This is a genomic window from Clostridioides sp. ES-S-0006-03 (assembly GCF_020662275.1).
Classification (GTDB): Bacteria; Bacillota; Clostridia; order Peptostreptococcales; family Peptostreptococcaceae; genus Clostridioides.
Map to the genome: position 1 here is coordinate 20,313 of NZ_JADGMM010000021.1, position 23,107 is coordinate 43,419.

The 23,107-nt window shown below is 29.8% G+C and carries 39 protein-coding genes and 1 pseudogene; all 40 read left to right on the plus strand.

The genetic code is table 11. The features are described 5' to 3' along the window. Position 1 precedes the first annotated feature (1 nt). The 40 genes and pseudogenes from IR151_RS18915 to IR151_RS19105 all read left to right on the plus strand — a co-directional run bounded on the left by IR151_RS18915 (position 2) and on the right by IR151_RS19105 (position 23,055). On the plus strand, positions 2-175 hold the full coding sequence (locus IR151_RS18915; protein ID WP_167640227.1) for a resolvase: 174 nt from the start codon (positions 2-4) through the stop codon (positions 173-175). 16 nt (positions 176-191) lie between these two features. Next, complete coding sequence (locus IR151_RS18920) at positions 192-599, plus strand: single-stranded DNA-binding protein (protein WP_227437376.1); 408 nt, start codon at positions 192-194, stop codon at positions 597-599. 75 nt (positions 600-674) lie between these two features. Then, positions 675-932, plus strand: a complete 258-nt coding sequence (locus IR151_RS18925) for a hypothetical protein (RefSeq protein ID WP_227437377.1) — start codon at positions 675-677, stop codon at positions 930-932. Between the two features lie 13 nt (positions 933-945). After that, complete coding sequence (locus tag IR151_RS18930) at positions 946-1,311, plus strand: hypothetical protein (RefSeq protein WP_227437379.1); 366 nt, start codon at positions 946-948, stop codon at positions 1,309-1,311. After that, the gene (locus IR151_RS20300; RefSeq protein ID WP_255615867.1) at positions 1,311-1,445 is read left to right on the plus strand and encodes a hypothetical protein; all 135 of its coding nucleotides are present in this window, start codon (positions 1,311-1,313) and stop codon (positions 1,443-1,445) included. The genes IR151_RS18930 and IR151_RS20300 overlap by 1 nt, the downstream gene beginning before the upstream one ends. After that, on the plus strand, positions 1,429-1,761 hold the full coding sequence (locus tag IR151_RS18935) for a hypothetical protein (protein WP_227437382.1): 333 nt from the start codon (positions 1,429-1,431) through the stop codon (positions 1,759-1,761). Before IR151_RS20300 ends, IR151_RS18935 begins: the two co-directional genes overlap by 17 nt. Positions 1,762-1,870: 109 nt before the next feature. Continuing rightward, positions 1,871-2,110 (plus strand): hypothetical protein, encoded by a 240-nt coding sequence (locus IR151_RS18940; RefSeq protein WP_227437383.1) that lies wholly within the window; start codon positions 1,871-1,873, stop codon positions 2,108-2,110. 4 nt (positions 2,111-2,114) lie between these two features. Further along, positions 2,115-2,840 (plus strand): phosphoadenosine phosphosulfate reductase family protein, encoded by a 726-nt coding sequence (locus tag IR151_RS18945; protein ID WP_227437385.1) that lies wholly within the window; start codon positions 2,115-2,117, stop codon positions 2,838-2,840. Further along, positions 2,837-2,998 carry a hypothetical protein gene (locus IR151_RS18950; RefSeq protein WP_227437387.1) on the plus strand — a complete coding sequence of 54 codons (162 nt, stop codon included), beginning with the start codon at positions 2,837-2,839 and terminating at the stop codon, positions 2,996-2,998. Before IR151_RS18945 ends, IR151_RS18950 begins: the two co-directional genes overlap by 4 nt. Positions 2,999-3,000: 2 nt before the next feature. Further along, positions 3,001-3,309, plus strand: coding sequence for a hypothetical protein (locus IR151_RS18955; RefSeq protein WP_227437389.1), 309 nt, complete (start codon positions 3,001-3,003; stop codon positions 3,307-3,309). Positions 3,310-3,402: 93 nt separating this feature from the next. Beyond that, positions 3,403-3,588 carry a hypothetical protein gene (locus IR151_RS18960; RefSeq protein ID WP_074105478.1) on the plus strand — a complete coding sequence of 62 codons (186 nt, stop codon included), beginning with the start codon at positions 3,403-3,405 and terminating at the stop codon, positions 3,586-3,588. A 13-nt stretch (positions 3,589-3,601) separates the two neighbouring features. Then, the gene (locus tag IR151_RS18965) at positions 3,602-3,841 is read left to right on the plus strand and encodes a zinc-ribbon domain-containing protein (protein WP_227437391.1); all 240 of its coding nucleotides are present in this window, start codon (positions 3,602-3,604) and stop codon (positions 3,839-3,841) included. A 154-nt stretch (positions 3,842-3,995) separates the two neighbouring features. Next, positions 3,996-4,298, plus strand: a complete 303-nt coding sequence (locus IR151_RS18970) for a hypothetical protein (protein ID WP_227437393.1) — start codon at positions 3,996-3,998, stop codon at positions 4,296-4,298. Between the two features lie 9 nt (positions 4,299-4,307). Beyond that, positions 4,308-4,715, plus strand: a complete 408-nt coding sequence (locus IR151_RS18975) for a RusA family crossover junction endodeoxyribonuclease (RefSeq protein WP_227437395.1) — start codon at positions 4,308-4,310, stop codon at positions 4,713-4,715. 62 nt (positions 4,716-4,777) lie between these two features. After that, positions 4,778-5,509 carry an antA/AntB antirepressor family protein gene (locus tag IR151_RS18980; protein WP_227437397.1) on the plus strand — a complete coding sequence of 244 codons (732 nt, stop codon included), beginning with the start codon at positions 4,778-4,780 and terminating at the stop codon, positions 5,507-5,509. 101 nt (positions 5,510-5,610) lie between these two features. Continuing rightward, positions 5,611-6,093, plus strand: coding sequence for a hypothetical protein (locus tag IR151_RS18985; RefSeq protein WP_227437399.1), 483 nt, complete (start codon positions 5,611-5,613; stop codon positions 6,091-6,093). Between the two features lie 422 nt (positions 6,094-6,515). Beyond that, a complete protein-coding gene (locus IR151_RS18990; protein ID WP_227437401.1) occupies positions 6,516-6,713 on the plus strand; it encodes a hypothetical protein in 198 nt (65 codons plus the stop codon). 47 nt (positions 6,714-6,760) lie between these two features. Continuing rightward, positions 6,761-7,162 carry a nucleoside 2-deoxyribosyltransferase domain-containing protein gene (locus IR151_RS18995; protein WP_227437403.1) on the plus strand — a complete coding sequence of 134 codons (402 nt, stop codon included), beginning with the start codon at positions 6,761-6,763 and terminating at the stop codon, positions 7,160-7,162. A 3-nt stretch (positions 7,163-7,165) separates the two neighbouring features. Continuing rightward, positions 7,166-7,426 (plus strand): Gp49 family protein, encoded by a 261-nt coding sequence (locus IR151_RS19000; protein WP_227437405.1) that lies wholly within the window; start codon positions 7,166-7,168, stop codon positions 7,424-7,426. 14 nt (positions 7,427-7,440) lie between these two features. Continuing rightward, a complete protein-coding gene (locus IR151_RS19005) occupies positions 7,441-7,809 on the plus strand; it encodes a hypothetical protein (protein WP_227437406.1) in 369 nt (122 codons plus the stop codon). Between the two features lie 80 nt (positions 7,810-7,889). Beyond that, the gene (locus tag IR151_RS19010; RefSeq protein ID WP_227437408.1) at positions 7,890-8,342 is read left to right on the plus strand and encodes a helix-turn-helix domain-containing protein; all 453 of its coding nucleotides are present in this window, start codon (positions 7,890-7,892) and stop codon (positions 8,340-8,342) included. A 169-nt stretch (positions 8,343-8,511) separates the two neighbouring features. Beyond that, positions 8,512-9,663, plus strand: a pseudogene (terL, locus tag IR151_RS19015) (phage terminase large subunit); the annotation flags it as partial. A 326-nt stretch (positions 9,664-9,989) separates the two neighbouring features. Continuing rightward, a complete protein-coding gene (locus IR151_RS20545; RefSeq protein WP_227437459.1) occupies positions 9,990-10,607 on the plus strand; it encodes an HNH endonuclease signature motif containing protein in 618 nt (205 codons plus the stop codon). Further along, positions 10,501-10,728 (plus strand): hypothetical protein, encoded by a 228-nt coding sequence (locus tag IR151_RS20550; RefSeq protein ID WP_227437461.1) that lies wholly within the window; start codon positions 10,501-10,503, stop codon positions 10,726-10,728. The genes IR151_RS20545 and IR151_RS20550 overlap by 107 nt, the downstream gene beginning before the upstream one ends. Before the next feature lie 19 nt (positions 10,729-10,747). Continuing rightward, positions 10,748-12,331, plus strand: a complete 1,584-nt coding sequence (locus IR151_RS19030; RefSeq protein WP_227437410.1) for a phage portal protein — start codon at positions 10,748-10,750, stop codon at positions 12,329-12,331. A gap of 9 nt (positions 12,332-12,340) precedes the next feature. Next, positions 12,341-13,384: a minor capsid protein gene (locus tag IR151_RS19035; protein ID WP_227437412.1), complete on the plus strand. Its 1,044-nt coding sequence runs from the start codon at positions 12,341-12,343 to the stop codon at positions 13,382-13,384. 62 nt (positions 13,385-13,446) lie between these two features. Next, a complete protein-coding gene (locus IR151_RS19040) occupies positions 13,447-14,307 on the plus strand; it encodes a hypothetical protein (RefSeq protein ID WP_227437414.1) in 861 nt (286 codons plus the stop codon). Between the two features lie 34 nt (positions 14,308-14,341). Beyond that, positions 14,342-14,533 carry a hypothetical protein gene (locus IR151_RS19045; RefSeq protein ID WP_054271809.1) on the plus strand — a complete coding sequence of 64 codons (192 nt, stop codon included), beginning with the start codon at positions 14,342-14,344 and terminating at the stop codon, positions 14,531-14,533. Between the two features lie 118 nt (positions 14,534-14,651). After that, on the plus strand, positions 14,652-15,251 hold the full coding sequence (locus IR151_RS19050; protein WP_227437415.1) for a phage scaffolding protein: 600 nt from the start codon (positions 14,652-14,654) through the stop codon (positions 15,249-15,251). Between the two features lie 31 nt (positions 15,252-15,282). Beyond that, the gene (locus IR151_RS19055) at positions 15,283-16,221 is read left to right on the plus strand and encodes a hypothetical protein (RefSeq protein WP_054271807.1); all 939 of its coding nucleotides are present in this window, start codon (positions 15,283-15,285) and stop codon (positions 16,219-16,221) included. Between the two features lie 12 nt (positions 16,222-16,233). After that, positions 16,234-16,455 carry a Rho termination factor N-terminal domain-containing protein gene (locus tag IR151_RS19060; protein ID WP_227437417.1) on the plus strand — a complete coding sequence of 74 codons (222 nt, stop codon included), beginning with the start codon at positions 16,234-16,236 and terminating at the stop codon, positions 16,453-16,455. Positions 16,456-16,483: 28 nt separating this feature from the next. Then, positions 16,484-16,828: a phage head-tail connector protein gene (locus IR151_RS19065; RefSeq protein WP_227437419.1), complete on the plus strand. Its 345-nt coding sequence runs from the start codon at positions 16,484-16,486 to the stop codon at positions 16,826-16,828. Between the two features lies 1 nt (position 16,829). After that, positions 16,830-17,180, plus strand: a complete 351-nt coding sequence (locus tag IR151_RS19070) for a hypothetical protein (RefSeq protein ID WP_227437422.1) — start codon at positions 16,830-16,832, stop codon at positions 17,178-17,180. Further along, on the plus strand, positions 17,181-17,591 hold the full coding sequence (locus IR151_RS19075) for an HK97 gp10 family phage protein (RefSeq protein ID WP_227437424.1): 411 nt from the start codon (positions 17,181-17,183) through the stop codon (positions 17,589-17,591). A gap of 10 nt (positions 17,592-17,601) precedes the next feature. Further along, positions 17,602-18,054: a DUF6838 family protein gene (locus tag IR151_RS19080; RefSeq protein ID WP_227437427.1), complete on the plus strand. Its 453-nt coding sequence runs from the start codon at positions 17,602-17,604 to the stop codon at positions 18,052-18,054. Beyond that, positions 18,055-19,125, plus strand: coding sequence for a phage tail sheath subtilisin-like domain-containing protein (locus IR151_RS19085; RefSeq protein ID WP_227437428.1), 1,071 nt, complete (start codon positions 18,055-18,057; stop codon positions 19,123-19,125). Positions 19,126-19,140: 15 nt separating this feature from the next. Then, positions 19,141-19,572, plus strand: coding sequence for a phage tail tube protein (locus tag IR151_RS19090; RefSeq protein WP_015981500.1), 432 nt, complete (start codon positions 19,141-19,143; stop codon positions 19,570-19,572). A gap of 31 nt (positions 19,573-19,603) precedes the next feature. Continuing rightward, positions 19,604-20,074, plus strand: coding sequence for a phage tail assembly chaperone (locus IR151_RS19095; protein ID WP_227437430.1), 471 nt, complete (start codon positions 19,604-19,606; stop codon positions 20,072-20,074). 26 nt (positions 20,075-20,100) lie between these two features. Further along, on the plus strand, positions 20,101-20,247 hold the full coding sequence (locus tag IR151_RS19100) for a hypothetical protein (RefSeq protein ID WP_227437432.1): 147 nt from the start codon (positions 20,101-20,103) through the stop codon (positions 20,245-20,247). Between the two features lie 3 nt (positions 20,248-20,250). Then, complete coding sequence (locus IR151_RS19105; RefSeq protein ID WP_227437434.1) at positions 20,251-23,055, plus strand: phage tail tape measure protein; 2,805 nt, start codon at positions 20,251-20,253, stop codon at positions 23,053-23,055. Positions 23,056-23,107 lie beyond the last annotated feature (52 nt).

Below are 23,107 nucleotides of genomic sequence, written 5' to 3' on the forward strand. Positions count from 1 at the left end.
GATGGGGAGAATATATGCACAGAAAAGCGGTTCTTTAAATGAACAAGATAGATTGGAATTATTGAGGTTGCTTGGAAAAGCTGGATATACAGTAAAGATTGGTAGAGAGAAACAAAATAGTAAAACTACTTATACTTACTTTGTTGAGTATATAGAAGAACATGAAGAAAAATAAAAAGGAGGCTGTTTAAATGAATACAATAACTTTAGTTGGGAGATTAGTTGCAGATGCAGAATTGAAGTACCTTCCTAATTCAGGTACTCCAAAAATAACATTTTCAATAGCGGTAGATAGAAGGTTTAAAGATAAGAATGGAAACAAAATAACTGATTTTATTCAATGCGAACAATTAGGAAAACATGTTGAAAATCTTGTGCAATATCTTGTTAAAGCTAAGTCTGTGTATGTTGTTGGAGAGTTAAATATATATAATTACAAAGATGAAAATGGTTGCTGGAAATCTATTACTAAAGTTAATGTAAATGCTTTAGAATTGCTTTCTAGTAAAAGTGATAGTAACCCTAAGCAAGAATATATACCACCAGGATTAGACCCTCAAGGGTTTCAAGCAATAGATGATGATGATATACCTTTTTAGAGTGATTGTGTAAATTATTAGGGAGTTAATATAAGTATTAACTTCCTAGAAGTTAAAAATATTGGAGGAATAGAAATGATAATAATTAGAAGCCAAGATAGATTAGATTTATTGGAAGTTAACAGAGTTGAAGTAGATATAAATGAGGTAATAGCTATATTTAAAGGTAGTTCAGATTTTAGAAAAATAGGTGAATATGAGAATGAAGAAAGAGCTATACAAGTGTTGAATGAAATACAAAAGTTTATTGAAAGTGGAGTAAGAACTGATTATATAGATTCTTGCAGAGTTAGACATAATCAAGAGAAAGTATTTGAAATGCCAGTTAAATAAGGAGGTTGCTGAAATGTTTAAGGTCGAAAAATATTTTAGTGGTTCTTTAGGAACAAATATCATAGATGATGACCCTACATGTAGAAATTACTTAGCATTATATTGTTGCTTAGTTGGGATTGAAAGAAAAGGTAAAAAAGTGATGCCAAGAATTGATAGTATGTTATCTGAATTTGGTGTAAAAAGTAGGTGTAAAGGACCTCATAATAATAAGCCTGTAAGAATGAGAAATGTTAAAACTGGAGAAGTAAAAGAAGTTGAATCTATTGATAGTGCTGCTTGTTTTTTAGGATTAAAACAACCAGCAGTAAGTCACATATTGAAAAGAAAGACCCCAAGCAGAAGTGGGTGGAAAGTTGAATACATTGAGGAGGAATAATGGAAGTTTCAAGAACAGAGTACACAATTAAGAGAGCAAAAGAGCTATATAATGATGGCGAGGAAATCTTAATCGCTATAGATAAGGCTAGAGAAGAATATGAGGAGATGTTGAAAAATGAATATTTTAACTAGTATTACATTAATAGTAACTAGTTTTATGGTTGGTAGGATTTATGAGTATAGAATTTCAAATGAAGATAATGAGATAGACTCAAAGTTACTTTTAGATGTTTTTAATGAAATTAGTGAATTAAGGGAAGAAAATAAAACTCTTAAAGAAAAGTTAAAAGAAAAGGAGTCGCTATTTATTAATAGACTGATAGATTTTTTACATAATAAACAGGTGTGTGAATGTTGTATTTATGACTGCAAGATTAATGATATTGAATATGATTGTGAGAATGGTATTAAAAAGTGGCTTGATAGCGAAGAACTTATATTTGAATAGAAGAAATATCTAAATAAAAACAATTTAGAGAGTTTCAAAATGTATCTTAATATAAATTTCTGTTGAAGTGTTTTGCGACTCTCAAAAACGAAATAAAGGAGGATTTAAAATGAAAAAATATAAAATTAAGTTTGAGGAAAAAGTGACTTTAGAACATGAAGTTATGGTTGAAATTCCAAACGAAATAAATATAAATGATATTTGTAACTGTATAGAACAAAAGTGTCAAAGAATATATGAGATAGCAGATTATATAAGAGAGTTTAATGGGAGACAAATAGATTTTGTAGAAGATACTAGTGGAGAGACTAAAATGGTAGTTGAATCATTTAGAGAGTGCAAGGAGTGATTTTATGAAGTATATTGCAAGTTTTAGTGGAGGAAAAGATTCAGCTGCAATGCTTCTTTTAATATTAGAAAAGAAATTACCTCTTGATGAAATTGTATTTATAGATACAGGAATAGAGTTTGATGAAATCTATAACATAATAGATGATTTTGAGAAAAGAATAAACTTTAAAATAACAAGAATTAAAGCACAAAAGACCTTTGAGGAATACTTTTATACAGTAAATGAAAAAGGCAAGCGTAAGGGTCAAATATGGGGTTTTCCGTACACTCTAGGAGCATGGTGCAATAGTAGACTAAAACTTGCTCCTGCTAACAAATATTTCAATTCGGTTGGAGAACATAAAAGGTACATTGGAATTGCCTTTGATGAACCTAATAGATATAAAAGACTAGAAAAAAACTGTATAGCTCCATTATTTGAAGCAAAAATGACTGAAAAAGATTGCTTGAAGTATTTAGAAGAAAAAGGATTCTATTATGAAATACATCATAGATTTAAGCGAACAGGTTGTTATCTATGCCCTAAACAAAGTTTAGAGAGTCTTAAAACACTAAGAAAATACTATCCCATTTTGTGGCAAAAGATGCTTAAGTTAGATAGAGATAGTCCTGTACCTTTTAGAGCTAATGGGGTCACAGTACATGACCTAGAAAGACGATTTAGTAATGAAGATATAGAAAATGAAAGACAAATAAGTTTCTTTCAAACAGAGAAGGTGAGTATATGACTAATAAAGAAATGTGCAAGTCAAAGAATCTTGATGAAAGAGAAGTGTATAAGGAATTTGGGAAAGAGATTTGTGCTAGTTGCATAAATGATAGGGTAGATTGCGAAAGCAAAGATTGTGATACAACATATAAAAATTGGTTAGAAAAGGAGATTTAAAAATGAAAATAAATTTAAATGATATTCCAGAAGGATATAAAGTAGCTGTTATTCCTATACTTGAGGCTATAAAGAGAGCGAAAGAAGATGAAAAAGAATTAAGAGAATATTTAAAGGAAATAGAAGAGTGTAAAAAAATAAATATATCAATTGTAAGAAAAAATGGTACTAAAATACCACTTACTTTTACAAATAAGGAATTAAATATTCGCTTAAAAGAAGAAATTAAACTAGCTATTAAATGTATAAAAGAAGAAGCTGCTGAAATAAAAGAATTATTAATTAAAATGGAAAGTGAAGGAAACAAATAGTCTAGGTTTAAATAATTTAAATAGTCAAGGTAAGTTTGTGAATGAAACTAAAAGTCTATAGACTTACTTTGACTTATAAAAGGAGTCGTCGATATGGTTATTACAGAATTTAAAGTAACTTGGCAGACAACAAGAGAATGGGAAAAAGGGAACATATACAGCTCTATATTTAATGATTTAGAAGAAGCAAGAGCTTTTAAAAAAGATGAGGAAAATATAAAAGAAAATTATAATGTAAAGCTTTTAAGTAGAGCTATAGTCGAAATCGAAATAGATTAGGCAGGTGTTTTTAATGAATACTTTGATATATAAATATATAGTTAATGAACATAGAGATGAAGCAAATGAGTTAGATAGAGACTATGGAGAATTTGAAATATTCAATGGAGGTAAATGTTTTGGTGGATGTGGTAGGAATTTCTATACATTAGCTAAGTTTAAAAAAATGATAGTTACTTGTCCCCATTGTGGAAAAAAATATCAAATAAAACTTTTTAAAAATGGAAAAGTGAATATGAGAGTAATTGAGTAAATTAAGGGAAGTGATTATATGAAAAGGAGCAGTCAAAAATTATAGACTAAAACTTTTAAAGGATGTGAGCTTATGATACATGAATTACAGATAGCTTCTAGTACTTTTAAAGATGTAATTAAGAATAAAATAAAAATTTAAGGAGGAATAGTAAATGTTAGAATCTGCAACAGCAACTATAGCACTAGAAGATTTAGATGAATTAAGAAAAGATAGAGAGAATTTAAGACTATTAAAAAAAGAAATAGGTAAATTAATGAAGGTTGAAATGTATTGTGATAGATGCAGTAGGGATGATTGTGAGAATTGTAAAACAAAGATTAAAGTTGAAGTTGAAAAAGATGAAATTAAGGAATTTTTATTTAACTATATTTATTATAGTAGTAGTAAAGCACGCGACTGGATAGTTCATGAATGTGAAGTAGGAGAAGCGGAATTTTATTATATAGAGGATTAAGGAGAGGCAATGAAGATTAATTTTACAATAGATGGAGAACCAATCGGAAAAGAAAGACCAAGAATGAATACTTACGCTAAAAGAACCTATACACCTAATAAAACTAAAGATTATGAGAATCTTATAAAGTGGCTATATCAATCTAAAGTTAAGTATCATTTTACAGGTTATATAAAAATGACTTTAAGGTGCTATTATTCTATAGCTAAAAGTAATAGTAAAAAGGTTAAAGAGCAGAAAAGAAATAATGCGTTAAGACCTAGTAAGAAACCCGATATTGATAATGTTGTTAAGATTGTGGCTGATGCACTTAATGAGATAGCATATAAGGATGATACACAGATAGTTGAGGTTGTAGCTAGTAAATATTTTAGTGATAGACCAAGAATTGAGGTTATATTAGAAGATATTAGTTGAACAACGGAAAAATCCGTTTATCAAAGCATTAGATAAAAATAATTTGGAGGAGGATTATAAGTATGAATGATTTAAAATTAATCGAAAATGAAGGGCTTATAAAAGTATATACAACAGATGAAGATATAAAGGTTGTAGATGGTAGGGAACTTTGGGAAGGATTAGGTGTTAAACAGGATTTTTCAGATTGGATAAAAACAAACCTAAAAAGTGTTGATGCCATTGAAAATAAAGATTATTTCACAATCCCTTTTAAAAGGGAGCGTCAGATTCTAATAGAGTATACTTTGAAATTAGAAATAGCAAAAGAAATTTGTTTAGTAGCAGGAGCAAGTCCAAGAGCAAATAAAGAACTTAAAAGAAATTCTAAAAATTATAGAAAGTATTTAATTGCAGTAGAAGAAAAATACAAAGCGCCAAATAATCTTACAAAAATACAGTTAAATCAAATTAATGATATTGTAAGCAATGCATTATATGAAATGCAAACTAAACATGATACACAGATAGAACAATTTAAAAAAGAATCTTCTAAATATTATAGACCTACAAGTAAAACTAAGTATGATATTTCAAGTTACATAAAAGATAGATTAGATATTCCTAGAGCTAATGAGGAGTTTGATTTAGTTAAAAAGAGAACTTTATTAATTCTTGGAGCTGATAAGTGGGAGGATATACCAAAAGATGTTTTATTAAAATCATTAAATATTATAGATGAATCAATTAGGATTATAAAGTCTGAAAGAAAAACAAATCAAATTAGTTTCTTTGAAAAAGATAATTTCTGCTAATTAAAAAGAAAAGGAGTGCTTTCACACTCCACTTGTCAAAAATATAGAATTATTATCATCAATAATATTATAACACAAATAATTGATAGGAGTGTGAAAGTATGAATAAAAAAACACTATTCCAAGAGGTTGAAGGAAGATTATATAACTATAAAAAACTAGAGAGTCAAATAAAAATTAAAGAAATATATATTAAAAAAATAGAAAATGAGTTTTGCGGATGTAAGGCTCAAAGTTATGAAGAAAAAACAGGAGAAACTTATAATATAAGTTCAAGTGTGGAAAATGAAGTTATTAAAAGAGAAGAAGATTTAAATAGATTAAAAGAAGATAAGAAAACGCTAGAGATTGAAAAAGAAACTATAGAATGTGCATTAACAAGTTTAAATAGTTTTGAAACAGAGTTCTTCAATGAAATGTACATGAACAATGAAAAAATAAATATGGATTATATGTCTAATACTATGCACATAGATAGAAGTCATTGCTTTAGAATAAGAAAAAGAATAGTTTGTAAAATCATGGATATGTTATATCCGAAAATAAAAGAGTTTGAATTGCCCATTTTTTCATGGAAAGCTTAAAAATGAGACTATTTTGAGACTTTTTGGAGACTATCGTGAGACTTTTTATTGGCAAAAACGTGAGATAATAATATTGTGGAAATAAAGATTTCCCTCTCAAAACTAAATATATTAGGCTAGGGTTAAGGGATTACTCTAGCTTATGTGAACAGACTAGGCAGGGCATGAGGATGCTGTTAGTTCAATTCTAACTATGTTCAAAATGTATTAATACACTATATGTAGATATATTGGATTAAAACGGAATTTAATTCAATTGTCTGAAAGAGTGGGGCTTGGTAACCTCACTCACCATGCAAGGGCTGGTGTTTAGTCTAGGTTCGATTCCTAGAACTTGCTCCCTTAAATAATATGTATCCCCCACTAAAAAGACTAAGTTCGGGTAAGCTTAGTCTTTTATTTTTTTACAGGAGCATGATAATATGAATGATTTAAGAGAAAAGATAATAAAAGAATTAGATGAATTTAATATAGATGCAGATGATGAATTTTTAGATTATGGAGTTAGATATGTTGAGAGTTTCATAGGGAAAAGTGCTATTAGTGAAGATTTATTGATAAGGGGAGTAGTGCTTATGGCAAATTATATAGTAAATACGGAAAATAAAGACTTGGATTAATTTCTAAGTCTATTTTTATACAATAAATTAAGAAGGAGAATGATATTATGAAAGTATTTTTAGGAGGAACTTGTAATGAAAGCACTTGGAGAGATGAATTGATTAGTTTGTTAGAAATTGATTACTATAATCCAGTTGTACCTAATTGGACAGAAGAATGTATGGAAAAGGAAAGAGAACAAAGAAAAACTTGCGACTATTGTTTATACACAATAACACCACTTATGACTGGGGTATATTCGATTGCAGAAGCAGTAGAAGATTCTATAAAAAGACCTCACAAGACTATTTTCTGTTTATATGACTCAATTAGAGATGAAAAGAAATTTACTATATCAGAATTAAAATCTTTAAATGAAGTTGGTAATATGGTTAAAAGAAATGGTGGAAAGTATTTTACTAATTTGCTTGATACAGCACTTTATTTAAATAAAAAAGGGGAGTATTAAAAAATGAATAAAAATTCAATAACTCAGCAACAAATAGATGATTTGTTTAATCAAGCAGAAAAGAAAGTAGAGATTTATTGGGATAAGTGTACAGTAATGACAATACAATTACCTAATGGATTTACTCTAGTTGGTCATAGTGCCTGTGTTGACCCTGCAAACTATGATGAGCAAATAGGACTAGATATTTGTGAAGAACAAATTAAAAATGAACTTTGGAAATTAGAGGGTTATAGACTTCAATGTGAACTAGGAAAATTATAAAAGGAGAATGAATTATGGAAGTTAAAAACAGTTTATGCACACAAAATTATACTAAGCTTTATTGCGAGGATAAAGAAGAATGGAAGTATAATGCCCCATGTTACTTTATATTAGGAAGAGCAGATTGTGAGGATGATTGTATAGAACCAATACAGTATCTTAGTTTTCAAGAAGGACCTATAAAAGAGCAAGGAGTTAATGGAATAAATAATGAAGATGTAATATTGGCAGTTATAACAAGATTAGAAGCATTTCAAGATAGCACATATGCTTGTAAAGAGAATGAGAAGGCTATAGAGAAGTTAGAAGAATGCTTGATGTGGCTTAGAAAAAGAACTTTAGATAGACAAATGAGAAATGTTGAAGGAACTAGTGGTATTTAGAATAGGAGGACTTAAATTAGAAGATATAAAATTCTAGGTCTTTTTTAATTCCCAAAACGACAAACAAACGAGGTGGTGATATGGCTAAATATGAATACTGGATAACAGAAGAAGGATTAATTAAAATTGAAGGATGGGCAAGAGATGGTCTTACAGATGAACAAATAGCATTTAATATTGGGATAAATGTTAAGACACTCTATGATTGGAAAAAGAAGTATAGTAATATTTGTAATGCCTTAAAAAAGGGAAAAGAAGTAATTGACAGACAGGTTGAAAATGCTTTGCTAAAAAGAGCATTAGGTTATGAATATTATGAAATAACATATGAAGAAGGTCAAGAAACTAAAAGAGTGACTAAACATGTAGTACCAGATACTACAGCACAGATATTCTGGTTGAAAAATAGAAAACCAGCTGAATGGAGGGATAAACAAATAGTAGAATCAACTAATGAAATTACAATAAATAATCCATTTAAAGAACTATCTACAGAGGAATTAAAAAGGTTGGCAAAATTAGATGATGGATAAAAAATTAATACAGTTAGAAGCGAAGAAAGAACTTGCAAGACGTGAGTTCTTTTATTTTTGTAATTTATTAGCTCCAAAATTTTATAAAGAAGATAGAAAGTATTTAGTTGAGACTTGTAATAAGCTTCAAGATTTTTATTATTCAGATGATGAAGTTTTAATTATAAATATGCCACCTAGACACGGGAAGAGTAGAAGTGCAGGTTTATTCGTAGAATGGATTTTAGGTAAAAATAAAAATGAAAAAATAATGACTGGTAGTTATAATGAAACTCTTTCAACTATGTTTTCGAAGAATGTTAGAAATGCTATTCAAGAAGAAAAAGCCGATATAGACACTATTATCTATAGCGATATATTTCCTAACACAAAAATCAAACATGGTGATGGAGCTATGAATTTATGGTCATTGGAAGGTGGTTATAATAATTATTTGGCAACATCTCCAAGTGGCACAGCAACAGGCTTTGGATGTTCTTTGATGATTGTAGATGACTTAATTAAAAATGCAGAGGAAGCTTATAATGAGAATGTTCTTGAAAAACATTGGGATTGGTTTACTAATACTATGTTATCAAGACTTGAAGAAGGCGGGAAAATAATAATTATAATGACTAGATGGTCTAGCAAGGATTTAGCAGGTAGGGCACTAGAACATTACAAAGAAGAAGGCAAGAAAGTAAGACATATTAATATGAAAGCATTACAGGAAGATGGCAACATGCTTTGTGAAGAAGTGCTATCTCTAAAAAGTTACAAATCTAAAGTAAGAGCCATGGGTGAAGATATTGCAAGTGCTAACTATCAACAAGAGCCTATCGACCTTAAAGGCTGTTTATACACTAGATTTAAGACATATGACAAGCTTCCTGCTGATAATAAAGGCAATCTACTATTTACATCTATTAAAGCTTATGTGGATACAGCAGACGAAGGAGCAGACTATTTATGTTCTATTGTGTATGGAGTATATAACAAAGAAGCTTATGTATTAGATGTTTTATATACTAAAGAAAGCATGGAAACAACAGAGTATAAAACTGCTAAGATGTTTTATGATAATGAAGTTAACAAAGCTGACATAGAAAGTAATAGTGGTGGTAGAGCTTTTGCAAGAAATGTACAAAGAATATTGAAAGAAAAGTTCAAAAGTAATAAAACTATTATTAAATGGTTTCATCAGTCGAAAAATAAAGAAGCTAGGATATTATCTAACAGTTCGTGGGTAATGGAACATATATATTTTCCAACTAATTGGCGAGATAAATGGCAAGATTATTATAAGGCAATGGTGAGTTATCAAAGAGAAGGTAAGAACAAACATGATGATGCATGTTTTGAAGAAGGAACACAAATATCAACATTGTTTGGTAATAAATCTATAGAGAAAATAAAAGAAGGGGAATATGTATTCACACCATTCGGTCTTAGAAAAGTATTATGGTCAGGATGTACAGGAGAAAAAGAAACTATAAATAAACTAGGGCTAAAAGCCACTAGAAATCACAAAGTATTTAGTCATATCAATGGTTTTATAAGTCTTGATAAATTGACAGGTATATCAGAAACCAGTATAATATCACTAAAGGAGTTGATATTATGGAAGTACAAGAAACTGTTATATTCAATGGAGAAGAATATAAACTTATGGGACAAAAAAAGTATTATCTTAGTCAGTCAAGTAAAAATGAAAAAAGAAAACATGCTAAAGGACTTCATGTGGCAATTTGGGAGTTTAATAATAAAAGGGAAGTTCCAGAAGGCTATCATATTCATCATAAAGATTTTAATCCTCTTAATAACAACATTGACAACTTGGAATGTATTCCTTATAAACAACACTTATCGCTACATGCAAAGAAAAATCTTGAAGATGAAGAATTTTACAAAGCAACTATTAACAATCTCAATAAAGCAAGAGAAAAAGCTACTGAATGGCATAAAAGTGAAGAAGGCAGAAAATGGCACTCAGAGCATGCAAAGCAGATTTCAAAAAATCTTGAAAAATATAAATGTAAATGTAAAGAATGTGGGGACTATTTTGAAAGCAAAGTACAAACATCTCAATTCTGTTCAGATAAATGTGGAGAAAGATGGAGAGGTAAAAACAGACGAATCAAATATACATCAAAATGTATTATATGTGGAACAGAATTTGTTGGCACAAAATACAAGGCATCTTCCAAAGAAAGACAAACATGTTCAAAGTCATGTTCAAATAGACTCAACCACATTAATAGAAAGCAAAAAAGTAAAAGTTTATAATTTAACTGTTGAAGGAAACCATGTGTACTATGCTCATGGTTTTTTGGTGTCTAATTGTGATGCTACAACAGGAGTTGCAGAAAAGGCACTAAAAGGTCAAGGATTATCAGTATTTAAGTAATATAGGTGGTGGTGATGATGTGGAGTTAGAAAAAATAAGAGCAATAATAAGTGCTGATATAGCTAGAAGGCAAGAGATATTACAAGCTAAATCATATTATTATAATGAAAATGATATCTTGAAAAAGGGTGTAGTTGTTCAAAATAGAGACGAAAATCCTTTGCGAAATGCTGATAATAGAATTAGTCATAACTTTCATGAAATACTAGTAGATGAAAAAGCTTCTTATATGTTTACTTATCCAGTTCTTTTTGACATTGACAATGACAAAGAATTAAATGAGAAGGTAACAGATGTTTTAGGGAATGAGTTTACTAGAAAAGCTAAGAATTTAGCAATAGAAGCATCAAATTGTGGTACTGCATGGCTTCACTACTGGATAGATGAAGAATATAGTGGAGAACAGGTAATTAGTCAAGTATTTAAATATGGTGTAGTTAATACAGAAGAAATTATTCCTATATATCAAAATGGTATCGAAAGAGAGTTAGAAGCTGTAATAAGATACTATGTTCAGTTAGAAGATGTAGAAAGACAGATACAGAAACAACCATATACTTATGTTGAATTTTGGACAGATAAAGTATTAAATAAATATAAATTCTTTGGAGTATCGTGTTGTGGTTCTCAAATAGAGCATATAACAGTACAACATAGATTTAATTCAGTTCCTTTTATTGAATTTGCTAACAATATAAAAAAACAAAGCGACTTATCTAAGTATAAATCAGTGTTAGATTTATATGATAAAATAATGAGTGGTTTTGCTAATGATTTAGAAGATATACAACAGATAATATACATTCTAGAAAATTACGGTGGAGAGGATACAGCACAATTTTTAAATGAATTAAAGAGATATAAGGCAATAAAAACCGAAACAGACAGCGAAGGAGATAGTGGTGGTCTTAAAACTATGCAAATAGAAATACCTACAGAAGCTCGAAGAATAACACTTGAAATCTTGAAAAAGCAAATATATGAAAGTGGTCAAGGACTACAACAGGATACTGAGAGCTTTGGGAATGCAAGTGGTGTAGCACTTAAATTCTTTTATAGAAAGCTAGAACTAAAAAGTGGATTACTTGAAACTGAGTTTAGAACCTCTTTTGATAAACTAGTTAAAGTCATATTATATTTTTTAGGAGTTACAGACTATAAAAAGATACAACAAACATATACACGCAATATGATGTCCAATGATTTAGAAGATGCAGACATAGCAACCAAGAGCATGGGAATAATACCTACCAAAATTATTTTTAGACATCATCCTTGGATTGACGACCCCGAGGAAGCTGAGAGACTTTATTTAGAAGAAAAACAAGCACAAGCAGCTTCCGTTTCTGATGATTACGACTTTGAAAATTTACCAAATAAAAAGGGAGACGTAGAAGAAAATGGCACTGTGAATGATACTATAGACAACGCAGAGGAAGTAGCAGGAAAAATTCTAAATGGTGCTCAGACACAATCACTGGTAGGTGTATTGTCTCAATATTCAGCAGGAACACTAACATTAGGTCAAGCTATAAATGTAATATCTATAGCTATAGGTGTGACAAAAGATGAAGCTAAAAAAATACTTGAAGGTTCAATGTAGGTATTTAATATGGAAAATAATAATACTGAATATTGGAAAGAAAGAGAAAAGCAAAGATTAAATGCAAGATTAAAAGATGAAAAAAAGGTATTAAATGAACTAGATAAACAATATAAAATTGCAATGAAAAACATAGAGAAAGAAATTGCTAATTTATTTTACAAATATGCTGAGCAGAATAAACTAACATATGCAGAAACACAAAAATATTTAACTAATAATGAGTTTAAGGCATGGCGTATGGACATTAAGCAATATATTAAATTAATAGAACAAACTATGGATGAAAGACTACTATTAGAACTTAATACATTAACTATGAAAAGTAGAATAAATCGATTAGAAGAACTATTCTATCAAATATCTAAAGAGACATATAATACTTTTGAAATTCAAAATAACAGAGTAGGGGAGCTATTAGAAGAAGCTGTAAAAGATAGTTACTATAAGAGTATATATGAAACTCAAAAGCGTGTTGGTGTTGGTGTAAGCTTCACTAGACTTGATAAAGATATTTTAAAGGATATAATTGCATATCCTTGGAGTGGCAAAAACTATTCAGAAAGAATTTGGAAAAATAGATATTTATTAAGTGAAGTTATCAAAGAAGAAATTACTCAGATGGTTATAAGAGGGGAGAGTTTGAAAAAGATTTCTAATAGAGTATCAGAGAAAATGTACTCTAGCTATGAAAATGCAATAAGATTAGTTCAAACTGAACATGGACATTTTATGGGGGAAGCTGATAAAAGAGCATACGAAAGTCAAAACGTAGATAAATATCAATTCATATCTACATTACAGGGGAATACTTGTGAAAAATGTAGAAATGTAGATATGAAAGTATTTTTAGTTAAGGACGCTATAGAAACAAAAAATTATCCTCCAATGCATCCACGTTGCAGGTGTACAACTATACCATATTTCCCGCATGAGCAAGAGGAAACAAGAACAGCACGACTACCAAAAGGTAAAACTTATGAAGTTCCAGCAAACTTGACTTATAATGAATGGTACAAGGAACATGTAATAAAAAATATAGAAGTTGTATAGGGAGCACTTGTTAAGTTTAAATAGCAAGTGCTTTTATTGTGTAAAAATTCAAGGAGGAATAAATGGCTAAGTTCGTGAAGAAATCAGATGTAGTAGAAGTTTTCAGATTTGGAGACGAAGAAGAAATACCAAAATGGGTATCAGAAGCAGTTGAAAACAAAATTATTTCAACTGAATATGTTCAGGAGAGTGAATATATTAAAAAACCGATTTTGATGATAAAAACTCAGAAAAGAGGATTGTGGAGAGGAGAGCTTGATGATTATATAATCAGAAATTCACATGGAGAAATAAACTCTTGCAACTTTGAATTATTTGATGATATATATCAAAAAGTTGAATATACTGCAACTATTGAGGATATAAGAAACTATACTGAAAATATTGAAAAAGGACATAGATATGTTGATGAGGATAACAACAAGAAGAATAAATTAGAACTTTCAGCTAAGTTGGAATTAGATACAACAGATTTTGAGGAAAATATAAAAAGTGCTACAAAAGAAATCGAAACATTTAATGAAGCAGCAGGCAAATTAGAGCAAAAAATTAATGGAATATTTGGTAGAGAAAAGGTAAATGAAGTAAAAATAAATATACCAACAATATCAAAATCTGAAAGTGTAGAAGAAGTAAATGAAAAGCTACTTAAAGAATTAAAATCACAAAAACTTATAGTTTCAAAAGAAGATAAAAAGCTCAAAAAATATGACATACATTTTAAAAATAATGATTGTATATTTGGCATAGTTAAAGAACATATAGCTGATAAATTAGTAACTTGTTTTTCTGATTCTCAATCAGATATAGATTGTTTGAGAGCTTTTGAAGATGAAGAAAAAACAGTTATGTTTAATATGTCTAATGTCCAATCTATAGTAATTAGTGATTATATTGAAGACAATGAAATTGATTATATATAGTATGCTTTTTATTTTATAAAATGAGGTGATTTAAATGAGTTGGTTAATATTACAAATAATAAGTATTGTTGTAAACATAATACTTATTATAAGTTTAATAAGTGATATGGTTTTAAAAATATATCTAAAAAGTTTAAAAAAAGAATATGAAGTAGCTATAAATAAAGTTTCTAATGAACTTTTGAAAAAATTAAATGATGAGCTAAGAAAACGTAAAAGTCTATAGAGGCTTTTTTATTTTGCTCTTTTTAAAAAAGTTGTAGAGCATAAAGAACAAAGAAACTCTCACAGTTGGAGAGCAACTATAAAAATCTATAGAGAAAATAAGAAGGGGTGATGAAGAAATGGAATGGTTAAGAAAAATATTAGAAGGTATTAAAATCGAAGAGAATAAGATTGATGTTGAGGAAATATTAAAAAGTGTTAATACTGAATTTCCCAAGTATGCAGTACCTAAAGAAACTTTTAATAAAGCAAATGAACAATTGAAAGAAGCTAACAAAGCTATTGAAAGTTTTAATAGCAAAATGACTCAAGAAGATGTGGAAAAGATTAAAACGGAACATCAAGCACAAATAAAAAAGATAGAAGAAAATCATAAGATAGAAGTTGAGAAAATGCAAAATGAAAGCTTAAAGACAAGAAAATTAAGTGCTGTTGAGAAAGCTTTATTAACTAACAAAGCTAAGCATACTGATTTATTAACAAATAAGTTTGACTTAGAAAAAATAAGTGTGGGTGAGGATGGCAAAATAACAGGCATAGAGGAACAATTAAAAGAGTTACAAGAAAGCTACCAAGATTTGTTTGAATCTAATGTTACTGAAACTGCTAAACAAACAAATGCACAGTCTTTTTACAAGTATGTACCAGGTGGTAGTGGAGAAACAAACGAGAATGTAAATATGGAAGCTATGGTAAATGAAATATTAGGAGTTAAATAAATCAATGTGATTAAGAAAGGATGATGATTATATGGCTAATATATTAGCGTATGGGCAAGCTCTACAACAAGGTTTAGACAAACAAGTAACACAAGAATTATTAACTGGATGGATGGATTCTAACGCAAAACAAATAAAATACACAGGGGGAAAAGAAGTAAAAATAGGTAAGCTTTCTACAGATGGATTGGGTGATTATGCAAGAGGTTCGTCTGATGCTTATGTTAATGGGGATGTTAAATTTGAATATGAAACTAAGGTTATGACACAAGATAGAGGAAGAAAATTCACATTAGATTCTATGGATGTGGATGAAACTAACTTTTTGGTAACTGCAACAAATATTATGGGAGAGTTCCAAAGATTAAAAGTTATTCCAGAAATAGATGCTTACAGACTAAGTAAGTTAGCTACTACTGCTATGAATGTAGCAGGAGACACTAACGTTGAATATGGATACACAGTAAATTCAAGTACAATAATAAATAAGATAAAAGCTGGTATAAAAGTAATTAGAGAAAATGGATATAATGGACCTTTAGTTTGTCACTTGAATTATGATAGTATGTTTGCAGTAGAAGAAAAAGTGTTAGAAAAGCTATCTTCTGTTACTTTTATACAAGGTGGTATAGAAACACAAGTACCTTCAATTGATGGATGCCCTCTTATAAAAACACCTCAAAACAGAATGTATTCATCAATAATACTTAATGATGGTACTTCTTCTAACCAAACAGAGGGAGGTTATTCAAAAGGGACAAAAGCAATAGATGCTAACTTTATAATAGCTCCAATAGATGTGCCTATCGCTGTTACAAAACAAGATAAAATGAGAATCTTTGACCCTGATACAAATCAAACAGCAGATGGATGGTCTATGGACTATAGAAGATACCATGAATTGTGGGTCCTTGATAACAAGGTTAACTCTGTATATGCTAATTTTAAAGATGCTAAACCTACAGCCTAGGAAGTGATTTAAATGTTTATATTAATTAAAGAAAATATAGAACGTAGAGTAGAAGATTCTTTTTTAAAAGATAAGTTAATACAAGATGGATTTAAGTTACTAGAAGATAAGAAAAATATTGATATAGGAAATTCAACTCTTGAAGAACTGAAAAGCTTAGCAAAAGAAAATGGCATAGAAGGTTATTCGAAGCTGAAAAAAGATGAATTAATAGAGAAATTAAATAACATTTAGTTTCTCTATTTTTATTTGAGGTGGTTAGATGTTAGAAAATATAAAGTTAATTTTAAATTTAAAAGATGATACTCATGATAATTTAATAAAGTTGTACATTAAAAAATACACTACTCTAGTTCTTGCATACTGCAATATAGAAACACTTAATGATACTCTTGAAGGTATTGTAGAGGATAAAGTTATTGTTAAGTTAAAAGAGACTGTATTAGTCAGTAGTACTGATAATGGTAAAATTAGCTCAATTTCTCGTGGTGGTTATTCTGTTACTTACAATGTTGCAACAGCTAAAACGACAGATGAATTAATAGAAATAAAATTATCTCAAAAAGATAAGAATATTTTAAATAATTTTAGAAAAGTTAGGTGGTAACATGACAGAAGCAGATATATTAGCATTGACATACTTTTGTAAAATGACAATAAGAAGATGTGTAAGTATTAAAAATGAGGAGACAGGAGTTACGGATTTTGATGAGAATGTTGTAATTGTAGAAGATATACCATGTGCTATAAATGGGAATGTAACCAATATTATAGATACAGATATAACAAGCTCCATTTCAGTATTTGAGTTATATTGCAGACCCGAAATAGATTTGCATGTTGGAGACATACTTGATATAACTTTAGAAAATGGAAATGTAGAAACTTTTATTGTATCTAAACCGTTTCCTTATTCAAGTCACCTTCAAGCTAATTTAACTCTAAAGGAAAGATATTAAATGATAGACTTTGGTAGTTTAGATACTCTAATAAGAGATTTAGAGAGGCAGGAAAAGGAATTAACTAAACAGATTAGAAGAGCTAAAAATAACATAGGCAATCAGCTACTTAGAAAAGTAAAGCAGAAAACACCAGTAGCTCAAAAGAATGGTGGAACAGCAAGAAAAAATTGGAAATATAAGGAACTCAATACTTTTGATGGAGTTGTATTTAATAACACAGAGTATATTAAGCACTTAGAATTTGGTCATAGAACTAGGCAAGGGACAGGAACTAGCGAAAACTATAGACCAAAAGAAGGTGGTATAAGATTTGTTGAAGGTGTTTTTATGTTGGCAAAAAGTGTTGATGAAATAAACAGTATAATTGACAATGAACTAAATCAAATAATAATAGATTTTTATAATTAGAGGTGGTGTATTGCTAAGTTATAAAGATATACTATATTCATTTACTAAAGAAATATCTAAAAATTTTAATGAAGACATATTTGTAGAAGGATATAACATACAAGACAATAAAAAGTCTTGTTTTTTTGTGCAGATATTGCCAGAAGAAAGTAATTCAGCAACTAAAAGGACTGATATAAAAGGTTTTTTAGTTGATATAAAGTATTTGCCAAACTGGAAGAAAAAGAAAACTGATTTATTTGACATTCTAAATAAATTAGAGAACATATTCACTAGAAATATAAAAGTAAAAGATAGATATTTAACTTTCAGTAAGAAAAGTGGAAGTATAGAAAAAGATGAGATAGGAAATTATGTTCAATTTCTTATATCTATAAATTATCATGAGCAAATTTATTTTGAAGAAGAAAAACATGAATTGATGGAAGAACTAAATATGAGATTTGAAGGAAGGAGTGATTAAATGGCTGGATTAGTTAACATAAATATAGAGTTTAAAGAGTTGGCTACAAGCTTTATACAACGTTCCCGAGCTGGAATAGTAGTAATTGTATTGAAAGATACAACAAAGATGTATAAAGAGCTTACAAGCGAAGATGATATACCAACTTCATTAAGTGATTCTAATAAAAAATATATAAAATATGCTTTTATGGGTTCTACTGACAATGAGAAGATACTAAAACCAAGTAAAGTTATTATAAGCACTTTCACAGAAGATGGAAAAGTTGAGGATATATTAGAAGAATTAGAATCTGTAGAGTTTAATTACTTATGTATGCCAGAAGCTATAGAAGCAGAAAAACAAGCAATTGTAAATTGGATTAAGAAAGTAAGAGAAGAGGAAAGTACAGAAGCTAAAGCGGTTCTTGCAAATATCAAAGCTGACAATGAAGCAATTATTAATTTTACTGAAAATGTAACTGTAAATGGAGAGGAAATAACAGCAGAAAAATACACTGTTAGAATAGCTTCTCTTATAGCATCTACACCAAACACACAATCTGTTACTTATGCTCCTCTTAATGAAGTTGAATCTATTGCAAAGATAGATAAAGCTAGTGCAGATGCTAAAGTACAGGCAGGAGAATTAATTTTAAGAAGGCTATCGGGTAAAATTAGAATTGCTAGGGGAGTAAATTCTCTTACAACTCTAACAGCGGAAAAAGGAGAAATGTTTCAAAAAATCAAGCTTGTTGATACAAAAGATTTAATAAGTAAAGATATAAAGAATATTTATGTAGAAAAGTATTTGCGTAAATGTCCGAATACTTATGACAACAAATGTTTATTTATAGTTGCTATACAATCTTATTTAACTGAATTAGCAAAACAAGAGTTAATTGACTCTAATTTTACTGTTGAAATTGATTTAGAGAAGCAAAAAGAATACTTAGAAAGCAAAAAAGTAGATGTTAGTAAAATGAAAGAGAATGAAATAAAAGAAGCTAATACTGGCTCAAACGGATTTTACCTAATAAATCTAAAACTGGTTGATGCAATGGAAGATATAAATATAAGAGTTCAAATGTAGAAGGTAGGTGAGAATATGGCTACAAGTTTTGAAAGTAAAAATGTTATAAATGGAACATTCGGAGAATGTTGGTTAAATGAGGTACAAATAGCAGAGTGTAAAGCATTGAAAGCTGAAATAAAACTAGATAAAGCTGAAATAGTTAGACCTCGCAAAATGATAAAAGGTCAAAAAGTGATAGGTGCTAGTGCGGAAGGCTCTATAACTCTATATCATGTAGATTCAAATATGTTAAAGTATATAACCCAAATTATAAAAGAAGGTAGAGAACCTAAATTTACTATTATAAGTAAACTAGCTGACCCTGATGCTAAAGGAGTGGAAAGAATTTCTTTAACAGGGGTTTCTTTTGATGGGTTGTCAATTATAGATTGGGAAAATGGGAAAGAAGGAGAAATTGAAGCATCATTCACTTTTGAAGATTTTGAGATATTGGATGCAGCATAAAAAATAATTAATAATAAAAAGGAGAATTAATATGAGTGAAAATAAATTAGAAAAAGAAATAGTAGATAAAAAAGAAGTAACAGAAGTAAAAAATATAGTAGAATTATTGCTTAAAATGGATGCAGGTGAAATTAAAATGCCAAGCATGACATACAAAATATTTTGTAAAAAGGTAGGTATAGAGTTACCTTTTGAATGTACAGCATTAGAACCGGAAACTTTTGACGAATTACAATCAAGTGGATTGAAAATAGAAAATGGTTCATTAAAGGATTTAGATAATTTTAAAATGAAAACAAATATTATATTAGCTTCTTGCAAAACATTTAAAGATAAAGAACTATTAAAACATTTTAAATCTCCAACACCAAGAGAGCTGTTAAGAAAAATGTTATTAGCAGGGGAAATAAATGATTTATATAACAAAATATGTGAGCTGAATGGATATAGCGAATCTAATTCTGAAAAAGATAAGAGAATAGAAGAAAAAATAAAAAACTAATAAAAACAGATGGTGAAGTTAATTTAATGTATTTAATGTTTAAATACAAAGGAATGATGCCATCTGTTTTTTATAAGATTAAACATGGAGAGAAACATATAACGAAAGCCTTTATGTATCAAGAAATGGATGAAAAAATAGAAGAAATAAAGAATTTTGGAGGGGGGCTTTAGAGTATGTCAGCAGGAAGCAGAGCTTTGGAAGCTGTTATAAGAATGCGAGATGAAGCTAGTAGAACCTTACAACAAGTTAGAGATGCTACTAGAGCCCTTCAAAATCAAACTGATTCAACGTCAGAAGCACAAGAAAGATTACAAGAACAGTTAAAGAAAGTTGGAGAGATAGCAACGAAAGCATGTGCTGGATTAGGTGCAGGAGTGCTAAGTATTGGTGGGATGGCAATAAAAGCTAATGATGATTATCAAAAAGCTTTGAATCAAATACAAGCGTCAACAGGAAATACAGCACAAGGTATGGAGCATTTAAAAGATGCAATGCTTGGAGTATATAAAAATAATTTTGGCGAGGATTTTGCAGATATAGCAAATGCTATGTCTATAGTGGACAAAAGCCTAGCAGGAGCAACTGGAAACATACAAGGTTTAACTGAAAAGGCGATAGGTTTTCGGGATACGTTTGGATATGAAGTATCTGAAAGTATTAGGTCAGCGGATGCACTGATACAAAATTTTGGTATAAGTGGTGATGAAGCATTTAATTTAATGGCACAAGGGCAACAACGAGGATTAGATTATTCAGGAGAATTACTTGATAACATTAATGAATATTCGGTTCAATTTAAAAAATTTGGGTTTACTGCTACAGACATGTTCAATATTTTTGAAACAGGCATGAATAGCGGAGCATTCAACCTTGACAAAGTTGGAGATGCAATAAAAGAACTTTCTGTAAATGCAATCGATGGTTCTAATACTACTGTAGATGCTTTTAAGAAACTAGGTTTCAACGCTGACGATATGGCTAAGAAATTTGCAGGAGGAGGCGAATCTGCTAAGAAAGCTTTTATGGACACTATGAAAGCTATAGGTGATGTAAATGACCCTTTGAAGCAAAGTACTATTGGAGCTCAGCTTTTTAAGACTATGTGGGAAGATTTAGGACCAGATGTTTGTAGGCAACTTGGTGATATTGGAAATAAATTCGATGAAACAAAAAATACCATGGATGAAATAAACAAAATTAAATATGCTTCCTTCTCGCAAGGATTGCAAGGCATAGGACGGATTATAAATGCAGATGTGTTGATACCCCTCGGTCAGCGGATGTTACCTGCCTTAAATGATTTTGCCAATTGGTTAAAAAACGATGGTGTCAAATCAATAAATGATTTTGGAAAAGAATTAGGGAATGGACTAACGAGTGCTGTAAAACTTGCAACTAAAGCATTACCACTTTTAATTGATTCTTTAAGTTGGATTTTAAAGAATGGACCTACGATTGCCAGTATTTTTGTAAGTATAAAAACTGCATCTATCATGACAAGTGTTGTAAAAGGGATAGTAACTTTAGTCAATGCTTGGAAGGCGGCTAAACGAGCAGCTGTTGCTTATAGTATAGCTTTAGCTTTTAGTGCTAACGCAGGAGCAACAGCCGCATTAAGTATGACAACTTTTCAGATAATCGTTTCAGTACTCACAGGAAAAATGAAAATTTTAACTGCTGTTACAACGCTGTTTGGAAAAGCTTCTTTGCTTCTAGGAGGACCTATTGGAGTAATTGTGGTTGTAGTTGCGGCATTAGTCGCAGGACTTGTTGTTTTGTGGAACACAAACAAAGGATTTAGAGATTTTGTAATAGGTGCTTGGAATAATATAAAAGAAACAGCAACAAAGGTGTGGGGTGATATATGTAATTTTTTTACTCAAACTATACCACAAGCATGGAATGATTTATGTACAAGTTTTTCAAATGCAGGAACTTGGTTTGTGCAGATGTGGAATAATATAAAACAAGCTTTTATAAGTGGTTGGAATGCTATTGTAGCTTTCTTTGCTCAAACTATTCCAACATGGATAAATAATATTGGAGTGTGGTTTGGACAATTACCTGCAAAAATTGGTTATGGATTAGGTTTTACATTAGGAAAAATAATATCTTGGGGCATTAGCGTATGGACTTACTTAGTTACAAATGTTCCTATATGGATTAATAATATAGGAACATTCTTTGCTCAACTTCCTAATAAAATTTGGACTTGGTTAGTGAATACAGTTCAAAAAATAGGTCAGTGGGGTATGGTTATGATAGCATATGCTCAAATTTACTCTAGAATGATTATTAACAATATAGTAGTATTTTTCCAAACTCTACCTAATCGTGTATGGACTTGGCTTACAAATACAGTTCAAAAAGTAGTGAGTTGGGGAAGTCAAATGGCTACCAAGGGTAGAGAAGGAGCTAAAAAGTTAGTTGACACAGTGGTGGACACTTTAAAAGCACTACCTAAAAAAGTTTTGGACATAGGGAAAAATGTTGTTAAAGGGTTATGGGATGGTATAACTGGAGCTGGTGACTGGTTAAAAGGAAAAGTAAATGATTTTGCAAAGGGTGTAATAGATGGATTTAAAAATGGATTTGGAGTACATTCCCCTTCTTGGAAATTAAGAGATTTAGTAGGTAGATTCCTCCCTTTAGGAATTTGGGAAGGTATAAAAGTAGAATTACCAAGTTTGAAGAGCAATATTGACAATGTAGTTAGTAATTTAACTCAGAGAATGTACAAACCGCAAGAAATTGAAGAAAGTGACTATACAAGCAAGTATAAAGAAGCTATAACACAAAGAACTCAGCAAAATACCATCAATAAAACTGATAGTAAAACTACTAATAATAAAGAAAGTAATAATATTACCATAAATATAAATTGGGGTGGTGTTACAGTTAAAGAAGAAGCTGATATGACTAAATTAACTAAGATGTTAGTTAGAGAAATAAAGTTAAATTTAGCAGGTGGTGTATAGACATATTCCTCCTAAAAGATACCAACATATGCTATAATCGTAGTATAATTAT